13 protein-coding genes are annotated in these 13,656 nt (G+C 64.9%); 9 read left to right on the top strand and 4 right to left on the bottom strand.

Annotation, left to right across the window (positions count from 1 at the left end; all coding sequences use genetic code 11):
• Window positions 1-39: 39 nt before the first annotated feature.
• Window positions 40-942, bottom strand: a complete 903-nt coding sequence (locus RMET_RS04945; protein WP_011515787.1) for a LysR family transcriptional regulator — start codon at window positions 940-942, stop codon at window positions 40-42.
• A 148-nt stretch (window positions 943-1,090) separates the two neighbouring features.
• Between RMET_RS04945 and RMET_RS04940 the strand changes: the two genes are divergently transcribed.
• The 3 genes from RMET_RS04940 to RMET_RS04930 all read left to right on the top strand — a co-directional run bounded on the left by RMET_RS04940 (window position 1,091) and on the right by RMET_RS04930 (window position 4,016).
• Window positions 1,091-2,077 (top strand): Bug family tripartite tricarboxylate transporter substrate binding protein, encoded by a 987-nt coding sequence (locus RMET_RS04940; protein WP_011515786.1) that lies wholly within the window; start codon window positions 1,091-1,093, stop codon window positions 2,075-2,077.
• 20 nt (window positions 2,078-2,097) lie between these two features.
• Window positions 2,098-2,970, top strand: coding sequence for an N-formylglutamate amidohydrolase (locus tag RMET_RS04935; RefSeq protein WP_011515785.1), 873 nt, complete (start codon window positions 2,098-2,100; stop codon window positions 2,968-2,970).
• Between the two features lie 251 nt (window positions 2,971-3,221).
• Window positions 3,222-4,016, top strand: a complete 795-nt coding sequence (locus RMET_RS04930; protein WP_375199021.1) for a BspC domain-containing protein — start codon at window positions 3,222-3,224, stop codon at window positions 4,014-4,016.
• Between the two features lie 95 nt (window positions 4,017-4,111).
• On the opposite strand, the gene RMET_RS04925 is transcribed toward RMET_RS04930, so the two are convergent.
• Window positions 4,112-5,254, bottom strand: coding sequence for a M14 family metallopeptidase (locus RMET_RS04925; RefSeq protein WP_011515783.1), 1,143 nt, complete (start codon window positions 5,252-5,254; stop codon window positions 4,112-4,114).
• Window positions 5,255-5,272: 18 nt separating this feature from the next.
• Complete coding sequence (gene yaaA / locus RMET_RS04920; protein WP_011515782.1) at window positions 5,273-6,058, bottom strand: peroxide stress protein YaaA; 786 nt, start codon at window positions 6,056-6,058, stop codon at window positions 5,273-5,275.
• A gap of 40 nt (window positions 6,059-6,098) precedes the next feature.
• Between yaaA and RMET_RS04915 the strand changes: the two genes are divergently transcribed.
• Both RMET_RS04915 and RMET_RS04910 read left to right on the top strand, forming a co-directional pair.
• Window positions 6,099-6,638: a putative toxin-antitoxin system toxin component, PIN family gene (locus RMET_RS04915; RefSeq protein ID WP_011515781.1), complete on the top strand. Its 540-nt coding sequence runs from the start codon at window positions 6,099-6,101 to the stop codon at window positions 6,636-6,638.
• A 48-nt stretch (window positions 6,639-6,686) separates the two neighbouring features.
• Window positions 6,687-7,856, top strand: coding sequence for a pyridoxal phosphate-dependent aminotransferase (locus RMET_RS04910; RefSeq protein ID WP_011515780.1), 1,170 nt, complete (start codon window positions 6,687-6,689; stop codon window positions 7,854-7,856).
• Window positions 7,857-7,916: 60 nt separating this feature from the next.
• Here RMET_RS04910 and RMET_RS04905 read toward each other — a convergent pair whose 3' ends face one another.
• Window positions 7,917-8,558: a glutathione S-transferase gene (locus tag RMET_RS04905; protein ID WP_011515779.1), complete on the bottom strand. Its 642-nt coding sequence runs from the start codon at window positions 8,556-8,558 to the stop codon at window positions 7,917-7,919.
• 176 nt (window positions 8,559-8,734) lie between these two features.
• Here RMET_RS04905 and RMET_RS04900 point away from each other — a divergent pair, with 176 nt between their 5' ends.
• The 4 genes from RMET_RS04900 (at window position 8,735) to RMET_RS04885 (ending at window position 13,520) form a co-directional block, all read left to right on the top strand.
• A complete protein-coding gene (locus tag RMET_RS04900; RefSeq protein WP_011515778.1) occupies window positions 8,735-10,258 on the top strand; it encodes a 3-hydroxyacyl-CoA dehydrogenase in 1,524 nt (507 codons plus the stop codon).
• A gap of 66 nt (window positions 10,259-10,324) precedes the next feature.
• Window positions 10,325-11,104 (top strand): oxepin-CoA hydrolase, alternative type, encoded by a 780-nt coding sequence (locus tag RMET_RS04895; RefSeq protein ID WP_011515777.1) that lies wholly within the window; start codon window positions 10,325-10,327, stop codon window positions 11,102-11,104.
• Window positions 11,105-11,146: 42 nt separating this feature from the next.
• A complete protein-coding gene (locus RMET_RS04890) occupies window positions 11,147-12,223 on the top strand; it encodes a phosphotransferase (RefSeq protein WP_011515776.1) in 1,077 nt (358 codons plus the stop codon).
• A gap of 295 nt (window positions 12,224-12,518) precedes the next feature.
• Complete coding sequence (locus tag RMET_RS04885; protein ID WP_011515775.1) at window positions 12,519-13,520, top strand: Bug family tripartite tricarboxylate transporter substrate binding protein; 1,002 nt, start codon at window positions 12,519-12,521, stop codon at window positions 13,518-13,520.
• The last annotated feature ends 136 nt before the right edge of the window (window positions 13,521-13,656 follow it).

Below are 13,656 nucleotides of genomic sequence, written 5' to 3'. Positions count from 1 at the left end.
GCCCGGAGTTAGCGCCTGGAATGAGCGCTTGCCGGGCCGCTACGCCACCACGTCGACACCTTCCATCAACCAAGCCCGGAACGTCTGCAGCGCCGGCAGGTGAGCCTTCTGTTCCGGATAGCAGAGGTAATACCCCTTCTTGGCCAGCACGCGCGCGGCATGCGCCACCACCAGCGTGCCGGTGGCAATCTCCTCTTCGATCAGGCAGCGCGGAATCAGCGCGATGCCTAGCCCCGACACCGCCGCCTGTGTCAGCAACGAGAACTGATCGAAACGTGCCCCGCTCCATGCCTGGCGCGTGGACACCCCCAGTTCGGACAGCCAGTCTGGCCACGCCTCCGGCACCGTGGTGTGATGCAGCAGCGGATAACGCAGCAAACCCTCGGCTGATGCAACCGCGCCCCCAGACTCCTGCGCGAGCAATCCCGGCCGGCACACCGGCAGCACTTCGCGTCCAGTCATATAGTCGGCGAGGCTTCCCGGCCAGACGCCGTCGCCGAAGCGGATCGCCGCATCGAGATCAGGTTGGGAAAAATCGTAGCCCTGGGCATGGGGAACGAACTCCAGCGTGACTTCGGGATGCCGGGCGAAAAACTGCGGCAGCCGCGGAATCAGCCACTTGGCGCCGAGCGTCGGCATGCTGGCGATATGCAGGATGCCGCCCCGCCCCTTGCGCGCGATCAACTCCACGCTGGCCGCCTCGATCTCGTTCAGGCTCGGCCGGATACGCTCCAGATAGCGCTCCCCCGCGCCGGTCAGCATCAGACGCTGGCGCACGCGCTCGAACAGTTCGACACCCAGAAACGCCTCGAGACTGCGCACCTGCTTGCTGACCGCCCCCTGCGTGACGTGGAGCTCCCGGGCGGCCAGCGTGAAGCTGTTGTGCCGCGCAGCGGCTTCGAATGCCTGCAATTCCGTCAGCGACGGGCATAAGCGTCGCATAGAGCACCTTTAATTCAATACCATTTGGAATGACCTGGGGATTTTATTTCGTTTGCACGCATCTTGCATCGGCAAGCAGAATCATGAGAGCCAAAGAATTCAGCTTTTGCTGAGTTCCGCTCCCTGAATCCCCACCGGAATCCCGACGATGCAACGCCGTCCCCTGCTCAAGATCCTCGCCGCCGCCACCACCTTCGCGGCCGCCGGCCTGACCCTGCCCGCCCTGGCGCAAGGCACGTATCCGACCAAGCCCATCACGCTCGTGGTGCCGTTCCCGGCTGGCGGCACCACCGACATCGTCGCGCGTATCGTCGCCGACAAGCTCGGCCAGCAACTGGGCCAGGCCGTGGTGGTGGACAACCGCGGCGGCGCCGGCGGCAGCATCGGCACCGGCTACCTGGCCAAGGCCACGCCGGACGGCTACACGCTCGGCATCGCCACCGCATCGACCCACGGCATCAACCCGGCCGTGTACCCGCGCCTGCAATACGACGCCACCAAGGACTTCACGCCGATCACGAACCTGGCCTCCGTGCCGAACGTGATGAGCATCAACCCGAACGTGAAGGCCACCGACATGAAGTCGTTCATCGCGCTGGCCAAATCGGAACCGAACAAGATCGCCTACGGCTCGGCCGGCAACGGCAGCGTGTCGCACATGATGGGCGAGCTGTTCAAGATGAGCAGCAAGACCGAACTGCTGCACGTGCCCTACAAGGGCGTGGGCCCCGCGCTGAACGATGCGCTGGCTGGCCAGGTGCAGGTGCTGTTCGACAACCTGCCGTCGTCGCTGCCGTTCATCGAAGGCGGCAAGCTGCGCGCGCTGGCCGTGGCTGCGCCGAAGCGCGTGGCCGCGCTGCCGAACGTGCCGACCTTCGCCGAACTGGGCCTGCCCGAAGTCAATGACGCCGCATGGTTCGGCCTGATCGCCCCGGCCAAGCTGCCGGCCGACATCCAGGCCAAGCTGAACGCCGCCGCCATCAAAGTGCTGGCCATGCCGGAAGTGCGCGCCAAGCTCGAAAAACTCGGCGCCACGCCGGTGGGCGACACGCCGCAGCACTTCGCGCAGCAGATCGCCACCGAAGTAGCCAAGAACAAGCGCGTGGCCGCTGCCGCCAAGATCTCCCTGGACTAATCACGGACCGGTAACCCAGCATGACCGAAGCAGACCGAAAGACCGCGGAAAGCCCGTACTTCCTGCACATGCCGGAAGGCGAGTGCGGCCCGCTCTTTCTTGATTCCCCCCATAGCTGCACCACGTACCCGGCGGACTTCCGCTTCGCCGGCAACCTGCCCCTGCCGCTGCTGCGGCAGGCGGAAGACACGTTCGTGGACGAGCTCTACGCCGACGCGCCCGCGCGCGGTATCCCGCTGCTCTGCGCGGGCTTTCCGCGCAGCTACCTAGACGCCAACCGCGGTCTCGAGGAGATCGACGAAGCCCTGCTCGACGCGCCGTGGCCCGGCGCCAAGCAGGAAACTTCGAAGACGCGCCTCGGCAAGGGCCTGGTCTGGCGCGTGCTGGACACCGGCGAGCCGATCTACGATCGCAAGCTCGGCGTGGCCGAACTGCAGGCGCGCATCGACAACTATTACCTGCCCTACTACGCCCAGTTGCAGCGTCTGTCCGACCAGGCCGTAGCCCGCCACGGCCGCGTGTGGCACATCAACTGCCACTCGATGCCGAGCGAGGCCGCGCAATACGCGACCGAGCACCCGGGCCTGCAGCATCCGGATTTCGTGGTGGGTGACCGCGACGGCACGACTTGCGACACGCGCTTCACCGATCGCGTGGAGAGCGTACTCAAGGAAATGGGCTACGACGTGTGGCGCAACCATCCCTACAAGGGCGTGGAAATCGTGCGCGTGGTAGGTCAGCCCCAGGCCAACCGCCATAGCCTGCAGCTGGAAGTCAACCGGAAGCTGTACATGGATGAAGTCGGCCTGACGCACAGCGCCGGGTTCGACAAGCTCAAGCGCGACCTCAACGCGCTGATGGACGAGCTGCTGCGCTTCGCGCGCACGATCTGACCGACGGATCAAAGGGCTGCCGCAATGGTGCCCTGCCCCGAGGCACGCAGCACGCGTGCCTCGGGGTTCGCCAGAGTTGCGTGACTCGGCAATTCTCTGCTATCGCACACACCCAAATCCACGGGGATCGCGACGGTTGCGAGCAATTAGAATGAAGGGTAACAACATTTAGGAACTTTGCCGCGGGGGATTCCTCTATCATGGCAATCCTTCACTAACCCCTCCTTGCTTCACCGAGCAAAGACGACCCCGTGATCCGACGAATTTCCGAACTGTTCGGCAGCCGGCTGCGTATGCTGTCTGCCGCAGTGGCCGGTGCGATCGCACTCGCCGGTTGCGCCACCGCACCGACGGACGAGACCACAGCCGTGGCTGGCCAGCCCGGCTCGCCCGCTGCCAGCACCTCCACTCCCGTAGCCCCCGGCCCAGCCTCGGCGACGGCCGCCAAGACCCCGACCGCCAACGGCAAGAGCCCGCCCACGACGACGGTCACGCTGCCCGACAGGGGCCGCGTGAGCTTGGCCGAATATCGCGCCCAAATGCGCGATCAGTTGATGAAGACGGAGAATGCATCGGCCGACGTAGCCGATTGCGCCGCGCACGCCAGCTGGGTGGTGCCGCGGTCGGCGACTTATGACGCGCTGAAGATCCCCACGGGCGCGCTCACCCAGGATCAGGCCACCGAGGAGCGCTGGGAAAGCCGGTTCTCGTCGGGCAAGCAGTCCGTCGTCGTCAGCTCTGTCGTGACGTTCGCTGCCAGCGCGCACCGACGCTCGGGGGAACCGCAATGGCAACCGGTCAAGGTCCGCTGCGGCTACGACAACGGCATGATGCTCGCGTACGAACTGCTCAACAGCAGCGGCGAAACGATCAGCGAACCGGCTGCGGCACCCGCCGTGGCCACATCGCACTCGAAAAAGAAGAAAGGCAAGAGCACCGCCAAGGCGTCGACGTCGTCGAAGTCCAGCAAGGCAAGCTCGACGTCCAAATCGACATCGTCCTCTAAGAGCACATCTTCCAAGACGACAACCAAGAAGAAGCAGTAAGGCCCTGCGCCGACTGCGACTGAGACGCAGGTCCGGCTCCCTCTCCCGCTTGCGGGAAAGGGAGCGCTTGGCGCTTCAAACCCTGATCGCGTCCGTCAGCCCAGATACTCCAGCACCGCCTGCAGCATCGACGTACCAAGCAGGCCGCTCTTCGCACCGTTCCAGCCCAGCACCGGGTCTGGCAGGTCGGCGTTGTCCTTGAACGGCATCTCCAGCGTCAGGGCCAGGCAGCCGAAGGTATGGCCGATGTACTTCGAGGCAAGCTTCAGTGCGTCCGCGTTGTACTTGCTTGCAGCGTAGCCGTGCACGTCCTGGAAGTCGGGCGTGGCCCGCTTGAACGCCTCGATGAAGCGCGACTGCTGGTCGCGCTGGGCTGCGGTAAAGCCAGGAAGCATCTCGCTGCCGGCTACGAAGTTGTACGGCAGCGCCTCGTCACCATGAATGTCGAAGAACAGATCGACACCAGTGGCTTCGATCGCCCGGCGCACGTGGTACACCTCGGGGCTCGTCTCGAGGCTCGGCTGCATCCATTCGCGATTGAGGTTGGCGCCCGCGGCATTCGTGCGCAGGTTGCCGCGCGCCGAACCATCCGGATTCATGTTCGGCACGATATGGAACACGGCGCGATCGAGCAGCTTGCGCGCCACAGGATCACCCGCCCACATGCCGGTGCCCGTCAGGCGCTGCAGCACGCCTTCGCAGAACCACTCGGCCATGCTTTCGCCCGGATGCTGGCGCGCGATCATCCAGACCGTCTTCTTGCCCGGCCCTGGCTGACCCAGCGTCACGCAGGTCAGGTCGCGCCCATCGACGGTGCTGCCAAGGTGCGACAGCTTCGCCAGCGGCGAACGCTGGCAGGAGGCCAGCAGCGAAAGGTGCCGCTCCTCGGGATACGGTTCGAAATACGCGAACCAGACGCTGTCGTGTTCAGGCTTGAAGTCGACGGTCATGGTGGTGCCGTCGTAGCGCGTCGGCACGCGGAACCAGTGGGCCCGGTCATAGGAGGCCACGACGCTGTAGTCGCGCCAGCCGTCCGGGTAGGTGCATTCGCCCGCGTTCAGAAACTGGAGTTTGCAGTCCTGCCCGGCCGCGCCCTGCAGCCGGAAGTGGAACCACTGGCGAAAGTCGGCGTGCGAATCGGCGCGGATACGCAGGCGGATGTCGTCGGCACGATCGAGGGCTTCGACTTCGATCGCACCCGAGTCGAACAGCGTGGAGATATGCAGCGCTGAGGTCATGAAGTAGCTCCTTGGTTCTCAGTCTTCCAGGCGGCGGCGGAATACCCAACGGGCATCGTCGGACGCGGCCTTGTCGAAGGCGTAGCCGTCTTCGTTGAAGCGCTTCAGTTGCGCGGGATCCGTCACGCGATGCGTGACCGCGTAGCGGGCCATCGTGCCACGCGCGCGCTTGGCGTGGAACGAGATGATCTTGTAGCGGCCACCCTTCCAGTCCTCGAACACGGGCGTGATCACGCGCGCGGCCAGCACCTTCGGGCGCACTACCTTGAAATACTCCTCGGACGCCAGGTTCACCAGCGTCAGCGAGCCCTCGTGCTTGAGCTCGGCCATGTCCTTGTTGATCAACGCCGTGACGTCGTCGCCCCAGAACGCGTAGAGGTCCTTGCCAGCGGCGTTGTCGAGCCGCGTGCCCATTTCCAGGCGATACGGCTGCATCCAGTCCATTGGCCGGAGCACGCCGTAGAGGCCGGAAAGGATACGGATGTGCTTCTGCGCGAAGGCAAGGTCGTCGGTCGACAGCGTCTTCGCATCGAGGCCGTCGTAGACATCGCCATTGAAGGCCAGCACGGCCTGCTTGCTGTTGGCGGCCGTGAACTCGGGCGACCAGTCCGCGTAACGCGTGACATTGAGCACCGCGAGCTTGTCGGAAATATCCATCAGCGATGCCACATCCTGCGGGGCGAGCTTGCGCAGGCGCTCGATCAGCGTGGCCGAGCGGTCGATGAAACGCGGTAGCGTATGGGACTTGACGCGTGGGGGTGTCTCGTAGTCCAGGGACTTGGCGGGAGACAGGACGATGAGCATGGCAAAATCGGGGGCAGAAACAAAGACCAGATTGTAGCGAATGCACACCACCCACACCGGCCACGATGCCAACTCCAGCGCCGGCCCTGATGCCGGCGCCCTCTCCGTCACTTCCGCACCCCGGGTAGTCCTCGACTCCAATATCTGGGTAGACCTGCTGGTCTTCCGCGACCCGCATGTGGAACCGATCCGGGCCGCGCTGGCGGCCGGCGCCATCGCACCGGTGATCCGCGCCGACTGCCGCGAGGAGCTGCGCCGGGTGCTGGCCTATCCCCAGTTCACCCGCTTTGCCGTCGATATCGACGCGGCGCTCGCGGAGGTCGACCGCTTCACCACGTTAGAACCGGTGCCCACCCAGGAAGACGCTGACGCGATCCGCCTGCCCAAGTGCAAGGACACCGACGACCAGAAGTTCATCGAACTCGCCCATTTCTCGCGCGCGGCGCTGCTGGTGTCCAAGGACAAGGCAGTGCTCAAGCTCCGCAGCCGCCTGCGCCGCTCCAGCGGGGTGGAAGTGCTGCCGCCGCTGGCATTCGGCGGCTGGCTGGCGGCATGGGTGCCGCCCGATGATCGCGGCTAGAATGTCGCTCTGGCTGATTGCCCCGCTTCTACTCTTTCAAGCTCCGTCATGGCTGAATCCAACCTCGCCCCGCTGAATCCGCCCCCGTCGCGCCTGCCCAACGTGGGCACCACGATCTTTACCGTGATGTCAGCGCTGGCGGCCGAAAAGAACGCCGTCAATCTCGGCCAGGGCTTCCCGGATTTCGACTGCGACCCGCGCATCGTCGACGCCGTGACGCACGCAATGCGCACCGGTCACAACCAGTACCCGCCGATGGCCGGTGTGCCACAACTGCGCCAGGCCATTGCCGCCAAGATCGCGAAGCTGTACGAACACACCTACGACTGGAATACCGAGATCACGGTGACCGCGGGCGCCACGCAGGGCCTGTTGACCGCCATCCTCTGCGCCGTGCATCCGGGTGACGAAGTGATCGTGCTGGAACCGTGCTACGACAGCTATCTGCCTGCAATCGAACTGGCCGGCGCGACGGCCGTGCCCGTGACGCTGGAAGCGCCGCTGTTCCGCATCCCGTTCGACAAGCTGGCCGCCGCGATCACGCCGCGCACGCGCATGATCATGATCAACACCCCGCACAACCCGACGGGCACGATCTGGCGCGAAGAGGACATGCAGCAACTGGCCGACCTGCTGGCCGGCACCGACATCCTGCTGCTGTCCGACGAGGTCTACGAGCACATGGTCTACGATGGCCAGCAGCACGAGTCGGTGGCACGCCATCCCGAACTGGCGCGACGCAGCTTTGTCGTGTCGAGCTTCGGCAAGACCTATCACGTGACGGGCTGGAAGGTCGGCTTCGTGGCCGCCCCGGCCGCGCTGTCTAACGAATTCCGCAAGGTCCACCAGTTCAACGTGTTCACGGTGAACACGCCGGTGCAGTACGGGCTGGCGGATTACATGGCCGACCCGGCCCCGTACCTGAACCTCTCCGCGTTCTACCAAGCCAAGCGCGACTACTTCCGTGCGGGCCTGGCCGGCACGCGCTTCAAGCTTCTGCCATCGGACGGCACCTACTTCCAGTGCGTCGACTACTCGGCGATCTCCGATATGAGCGAGGCCGATTTCTCGATGTGGCTCACGCGCGAAATCGGCGTTGCCGCGATTCCGGTCTCGGCGTTCTACTCCACGCCGCGTGAATCGGGTGTCGTGCGCTTCTGTTTCGCGAAGAAGGAAGAGACGCTGAAGCTGGCGCTGGATCGTCTGGCAAAGCTCTGATCCGAATCGGAGGTTTGCGCGCCCCACTCCCACAACGTGGAAGTGGGGTGATCCCCCTTCTTACTTGTTCCTGGCGGCCATCTGTTCCAGATTCGCCTTGCGATCCGCGTTGACCTTCTGCACGGACGGACGTTCGGCCATCGCCTTCAGGTAGTCCTTGGCCGGCAGTCCGGCCAGCAGGTCTTCGCCGTAGATGATCTTCGTGCACGACGAGATCAGCGGCAGGTGGCAGATAGCGGCGCAATCGGCCAGCGTGAAGGTATCCCCCGCGATGTAGGGCGAGAACTTCGCCAGTTTCGCGAAGCCGGGGATGTACCGCTCGAGCAGCTTGCGCTGGCGCTCCTTGACGCTGTCGCTGACCTTGCCGCCAAAGAACGCTTCCGGGTAGAGTTCACGCGCGGTCAGTTCCAGGTACAACTCCAGAAACGTGATGACCTCGCGTACCTTGGCAGCCTGATAAGGGTCTTTCGGCAGCAGCGGCGACCCCGGATAGGCCGCCTCGATATACTCGTCAATCACCTCGGACTCGCACAACGGGCCCGCATCGGTGATGATGTAGGGGACCTTGCCGAGCGGCGAGGCCTGCAGGTCGGTCTGCCCCAGCCAGGCCAGCACTTCCTCGAATGGCTGGTTCTTCTCCAGCATCGCCAGCTTGACCTTGTTGTAGTAGTTGCTGGCCGCAAAGCCGCAGAGCTTCAGCATGTTGTCTCTCTCCGTAGTAGTGTGAGATCGTCGGAGTCGACCCGGAGTCGCCTCATCGTTCCCCGCACTGCCGTTTCTGTCCGATCAGCGCACGCGGCGTGCGCGCCCCGTCTGTCGCGGCAAGTGCAAAAAACGTACGATCGTGCTAATTTAACCACATCTTTTTTGGACGAACGATGAGCAATTCCACCATCCAAACGCTCGGCATCGTCGGCACTGGCGCCATGGGCCGCGGTATCGCCCAGATCGCCGCGCAGGCTGGCCTGACCGTCAACCTGTTCGACACGAATGCCCAGGCCGTGGCGGCAGCACGCCAGTATCTGCAGGATACCTTCACCAAGCTGGCCGAGAAAGGCAAGATGAGCGCCGCCGACGGCGAGGCCGCGCTGGCCCGCGTGAAGGCCTGCGCCGCGCTGGAAGACCTGACCGCGTGCGACATGGTGCTGGAAGCCATCGTCGAGAGGCTCGATGTCAAGCGTGACCTGGTGGCCAAGCTCGAAGCCGTCGTGCGCGAAGATGCCGTGATCGCGTCGAACACTTCGTCGCTGTCGATCACGGCCATCGCCGTGGGCGCGAAGAAGCCCGGTCGCGTGGTCGGCTATCACTTCTTCAATCCGGTGCCGCTGATGAAGGTGGTGGAAGTCGTGGACGGCATCTCGGGCGACCCGGCCGTGGGCGACCGCCTGATGGAACTGTCGCGCCGCATGGGCCATACGCCGGTGCGCTGCAAGGACATGCCCGGCTTCATCGTCAATCACGCCGGCCGCGGCATGAACATCGAAGGGCTCAAGGTTGCGCAGGAAGGCGTGGCCGAGTTCGTCGACATCGACAACATCATGCGCGAGCAGGCTGGCTTCCGCATGGGCCCGTTCGAGCTGATGGACCTGACCGGTCTTGACGTGTCGCACCCGGTGATGGAGTCGATCTACAACCAGTTCTACCAGGAGCCCCGTTACCGTCCGTCGCCGATCACGTCGCTGCGTTCGGTCGGTGGCCTGCTCGGCCGCAAGACCGGCGCGGGCTTCTACGCCTACCCCAACGGCCAGAAACAGGTACCCGCCGCCGCGCCGGTGCCGGATGCGCGCCCTGCCAGCGTGTGGGTGAGCCGCGCCAACGCGCGTGGCCATGCGATGACCGTCAAGCTGCTGACCGCCCTGGGTGTCACGGTCGAGGCTGGCAACCAGCCGCCGGCTGACGCGCTGATCGTGGTGACGCCGCTGGGTCTGGACGCGACCTCCGCTGCACTCGAGGAAGGCCTTGACGCCACGCGCGTGGTGGCCATCGACACCCTGATGCCGTTCGAAGCCACCAAGCGCCGCACGCTGATGACCACGCCGGCCACCAGCGCCGCCGCACGCGACGCCGCGCACGGATTGTTCGCCAGCGACGGCGTGCCGGTGACAGTGATTCGCGATTCGGCCGGATTCGTCGCGCAGCGCGTGATCAGCTGCATCGTCAACATCGCCAGCGACATCGCGCAGCAACGCATCGCCACTCCGACCGACATCGACCTGGCCGTGCACCTGGGCCTGGGCTATCCGAAAGGTCCGCTGGCACTCGGCGATACGATCGGCGCCGACTTGATCCTTGAAGTCCTGCGCAACCTGAACCGCCTGACCGGCGACATGCGCTACCGTCCGAGCCCGTGGCTGTGGCGCCGCGCCGGACTTGGCCTGTCGTTGCTGACCGAAGAAGCCTGACCCCACGCAGGCGCCCCGACGAGACACGGGGCGCCTTTTTCATTTCCGCCAGATCAAGAGGCTGTCGTGACTGCCCAACTACTTTCCGAACGCGTCGACTCGACGCTCGTACTGACCATCTCCAACCCCGAAGCGCGTAACGCGTTGCATCCGGACATCTACGCCGCTTCGGCGGAAGCGCTCGAAGTCGCCGCCCGCGATGATTCGATCCGCGCCGTGATCCTGACGGGTGCCGATGGCGTGTTCTGTGCCGGCGGCAATCTGAACCGGCTGCTCGGCAACCGTTCGCAGCCACCCTCGGTGCAGGCGGACAGCATCGAAGTCCTCAACCAGTGGATCGAGTCGTTCCACGCCTTCCCCAAGCCGATCATCGCGGCGGTCGAGGGCCCGGCCGCCGGCGCAGGATTCTCGCTGGTGCTGGCCTGCGATTTCGTCGTGGCCGCCAGCGATGCCAAGTTCGTGATGGCCTACGTCAAGGTCGGTCTGACGCCAGACGGTGGCGGCTCCTACGAGATCGCGCGTATGCTGCCGCGCCAGCTTGCCAGCGAGATCATGATGGAAGGCAAACCGGTGGATCCGGCGCGCCTGGCGCACTTCGGCATCGTCAATCGCGTAGCGGCCCCGGGGCAGGCCCTGACTGAAGCGCTGCGCATCGCCGAAAACCTGGCTAAGGAATCGCCCAACGCGGTCAGCGGCATCAAGTCGCTGATCAACCACGCGGGCACCGCGACCCTGACCGAGCACCTGGCCGCCGAACGCGACAGCTTCGTGGCCGCACTGCATCACAAGGACGGTGGAGAAGGCATCAGCGCGTTCCTTGAGAAGCGCAAGCCAAACTACCGCTAAGCCCCCGAGAAGACACAACACATAAGGACACCCGGAGACAGCATGAGCACCAACGTATCGCACTTTGAAGGCACCCGCCCCGTGGCCGACCAGCAGCGTTTCGACGTCGGCGCCCTCGAATCCTGGATGCGGGAGCATGTCGACGGCTTCGCGGGCCCGCTGACCGTGGAGCAGTTCAAGGGCGGCCAGTCGAACCCGACTTTCAAGCTGATCACGCCGGGCCAGACTTACGTCATGCGTGCCAAGCCGGGGCCGAAGGCGAAACTGCTGCCTTCCGCGCACGCCATCGAGCGCGAGTATCGCGTGATGGCGGCGCTGGCCGGCACCGACGTGCCCGTGGCCCGCATGTTCGCGCTGTGCGAGGACGAAGAGGTGATCGGCCGCGCGTTCTACATCATGGAGTTCGTCGGTGGCCGCGTGCTGTGGGACCAGTCCCTGCCGGACATGACCAAGTCCGAACGCGGTGCGATCTATGACGAAATGAACCGCGTCATCGCTGCGCTGCATACGGTGGACTACAAGGCGATCGGGCTGGCCGACTACGGCAAGCCGGGCAACTACTTCCAGCGCCAGATCGAACGCTGGAGCAAGCAGTACAAGCTGTCGGAAACCGAGTCGATCCCGGCCATGGACCAATTGATGGCCTGGCTGCCAGACCATATTCCGCAGGAGGATGTGGACCTGACCAGCATCGTCCATGGCGACTACCGCCTGGACAACCTGATGTTCCACCCGACCGAGCCCAAGGTGCTGGCCGTGCTGGACTGGGAACTGTCCACGCTGGGCCATCCGATGGCCGACTTCGGCTACCACTGCATGAGCTGGCATATCCAGCCGGGCCAGTTCCGCGGCATCGCCGGGCTCGACTACCAGGCGCTTGGCATCCCTGACGAGGCCACCTATCGCCGCCTGTACGAGCAGCGCACGGGCCGCCAGATCACGGGCGACTGGAATTTCTATCTGGCGTTCAGCATGTTCCGCATCGCCGGCATCCTGCAGGGCATCATGAAGCGCGTGGTCGATGGCACCGCATCGTCGGCACAGGCCACGGACGCCGGCAAGCGCGCGCGACCGATGGCCGAGATGGGCTGGGCCTACGCGCAGAAGTCGGGCGCCTGATGGCGCCCGGCGCATCGGCCACAGGGGTTCAAGCACATAGGTAACACTTGATCCGATGCGCGCCCCGGGGCCCCTCTTCCTTCCGTGAAAGAGGGGCCACTCCGGGGGAAAAACAAGCCCGCGAAGCAGTGCCGAAGTCATCCGACGACTGAATACACAGCCTGCCGCCCAGCCGTATCAACGCCGAAAATCCCGCCCATCTCCGTATTTTCCTGATAGACCCCCGCCAGATTCCTGTCTACACTTGGCCCTAGTTGTACGACATCCTATGATAAGTGTTGACTGGAGACACAGCATGACCTCTCGCCGCCAATTCCTTGGCCAGGCTTCGGGCCTGGCCGCCCTTGGCACCCTCGGTACCGCTGGCATCCTCGCCCCCACCTCCGCCTGGGCCGAGGACAAGTGGCCTAGCCGGCCAATCCGGCTGGTGGTGCCTTACCCGGCCGGCGGCTCGTCGGACATCATCGCGCGCCTGATCAGCAAGCAGCTCGGCGAGGCACTGGGCCAGCCGATCGTGGTCGACAACCGTCCGGGCGCCAATGGCAATATCGGCGCGGCGATGGTCGCGCAGGCCGGCACGGACAACCACACGCTGCTGCTGTGCGATGTCGGCGCGCTGGCGATCAGCCCGTCGGTCTACACGAAACTCACCTTCGATCCGAACAAGGACCTCAAGGGCGTAGCCATGCTGGCCTACTCCCCGCACCTTCTGGTCGTACACCCGTCCGTGCAGGTCAGCAATCTCAAGGAACTGGTTGCCCTGTCGCACAAGCAGACCCTGAACTTCGCGGTCACGGCGATCGGCAGCGCACCGCACCTGGCCGGCGTAGCCGTGCAGCAGGCCACCGGCGCGGCGTGGCAATACGTGCCCTACAAGGGCGGATCGCAGGCCATTTCCGATACCGTGGGTGGCACCGCGCAGGTGCTGATGAACGGGATGCTGGCCACCTGGCCGCAGGTGCAGGCCGGCAAACTCAAGCTGCTGGCGGTGTCGAAACGCTCGCGCATGGCCCTGGTCAGCCAGACGCCCACCATCGCCGAGAGCGGCGTGGCGAATTTCGAATCGGGAACGTGGCAAGGCGTGATGGCGCCAGCCGGAATGCCGGATGCCATCGTCTCGCGGATCAATGCCGAGCTGATCCGCATCATCCGCACACCGGAGATCCGCGCCCAATTGGCCGGGCAAGGCGCCGAAGTCGTGACCATGTCGCCGGCCGAGACCGGCAAGTGGTTCGGGACGGAGGAGAAGCGCTGGGCACAGGTGGTGAAGGCGGCCGGGGTGAAGCTGGACGCCTGATTGCCGCGAAGGCTCATGCATGAAGAACGGGCGCGATATTCGCGCCCGTTCTTCATTGGCCAGTCATGACAGGAACCTGAAGCGCCAGCGTTCTCCGCCGGCCCCTCTCCCGCGCGGGAGAGGGGTGCAATCCGCG

Origin of the sequence: Cupriavidus metallidurans CH34 (assembly GCF_000196015.1) — a bacterium.
Lineage (GTDB): Bacteria > Pseudomonadota > Gammaproteobacteria > Burkholderiales > Burkholderiaceae > Cupriavidus > Cupriavidus metallidurans.
The sequence above is the reverse complement of the archived record's forward strand: the minus strand, read 5'-3'. Positions and strand labels throughout refer to the sequence as shown.

Excerpts from the sequence above, each read along its gene's own strand:
- RMET_RS04945 (WP_011515787.1), bottom strand. The coding sequence starts at position 942 with ATGCGACGCTTATGCCCGTCGCTGACGGAATTGCAGGCATTCGAAGCC.
- RMET_RS04940 (WP_011515786.1), top strand. The coding sequence starts at position 1,091 with ATGCAACGCCGTCCCCTGCTCAAGATCCTCGCCGCCGCCACCACCTTC.
- RMET_RS04935 (WP_011515785.1), top strand. The coding sequence starts at position 2,098 with ATGACCGAAGCAGACCGAAAGACCGCGGAAAGCCCGTACTTCCTGCAC.
- RMET_RS04925 (WP_011515783.1), bottom strand. The coding sequence starts at position 5,254 with ATGACCTCAGCGCTGCATATCTCCACGCTGTTCGACTCGGGTGCGATC.
- yaaA (WP_011515782.1), bottom strand. The coding sequence starts at position 6,058 with ATGCTCATCGTCCTGTCTCCCGCCAAGTCCCTGGACTACGAGACACCC.
- RMET_RS04915 (WP_011515781.1), top strand. The coding sequence starts at position 6,099 with ATGCACACCACCCACACCGGCCACGATGCCAACTCCAGCGCCGGCCCT.
- RMET_RS04910 (WP_011515780.1), top strand. The coding sequence starts at position 6,687 with ATGGCTGAATCCAACCTCGCCCCGCTGAATCCGCCCCCGTCGCGCCTG.
- RMET_RS04905 (WP_011515779.1), bottom strand. The coding sequence starts at position 8,558 with ATGCTGAAGCTCTGCGGCTTTGCGGCCAGCAACTACTACAACAAGGTC.
- RMET_RS04900 (WP_011515778.1), top strand. The coding sequence starts at position 8,735 with ATGAGCAATTCCACCATCCAAACGCTCGGCATCGTCGGCACTGGCGCC.
- RMET_RS04890 (WP_011515776.1), top strand. The coding sequence starts at position 11,147 with ATGAGCACCAACGTATCGCACTTTGAAGGCACCCGCCCCGTGGCCGAC.
- RMET_RS04885 (WP_011515775.1), top strand. The coding sequence starts at position 12,519 with ATGACCTCTCGCCGCCAATTCCTTGGCCAGGCTTCGGGCCTGGCCGCC.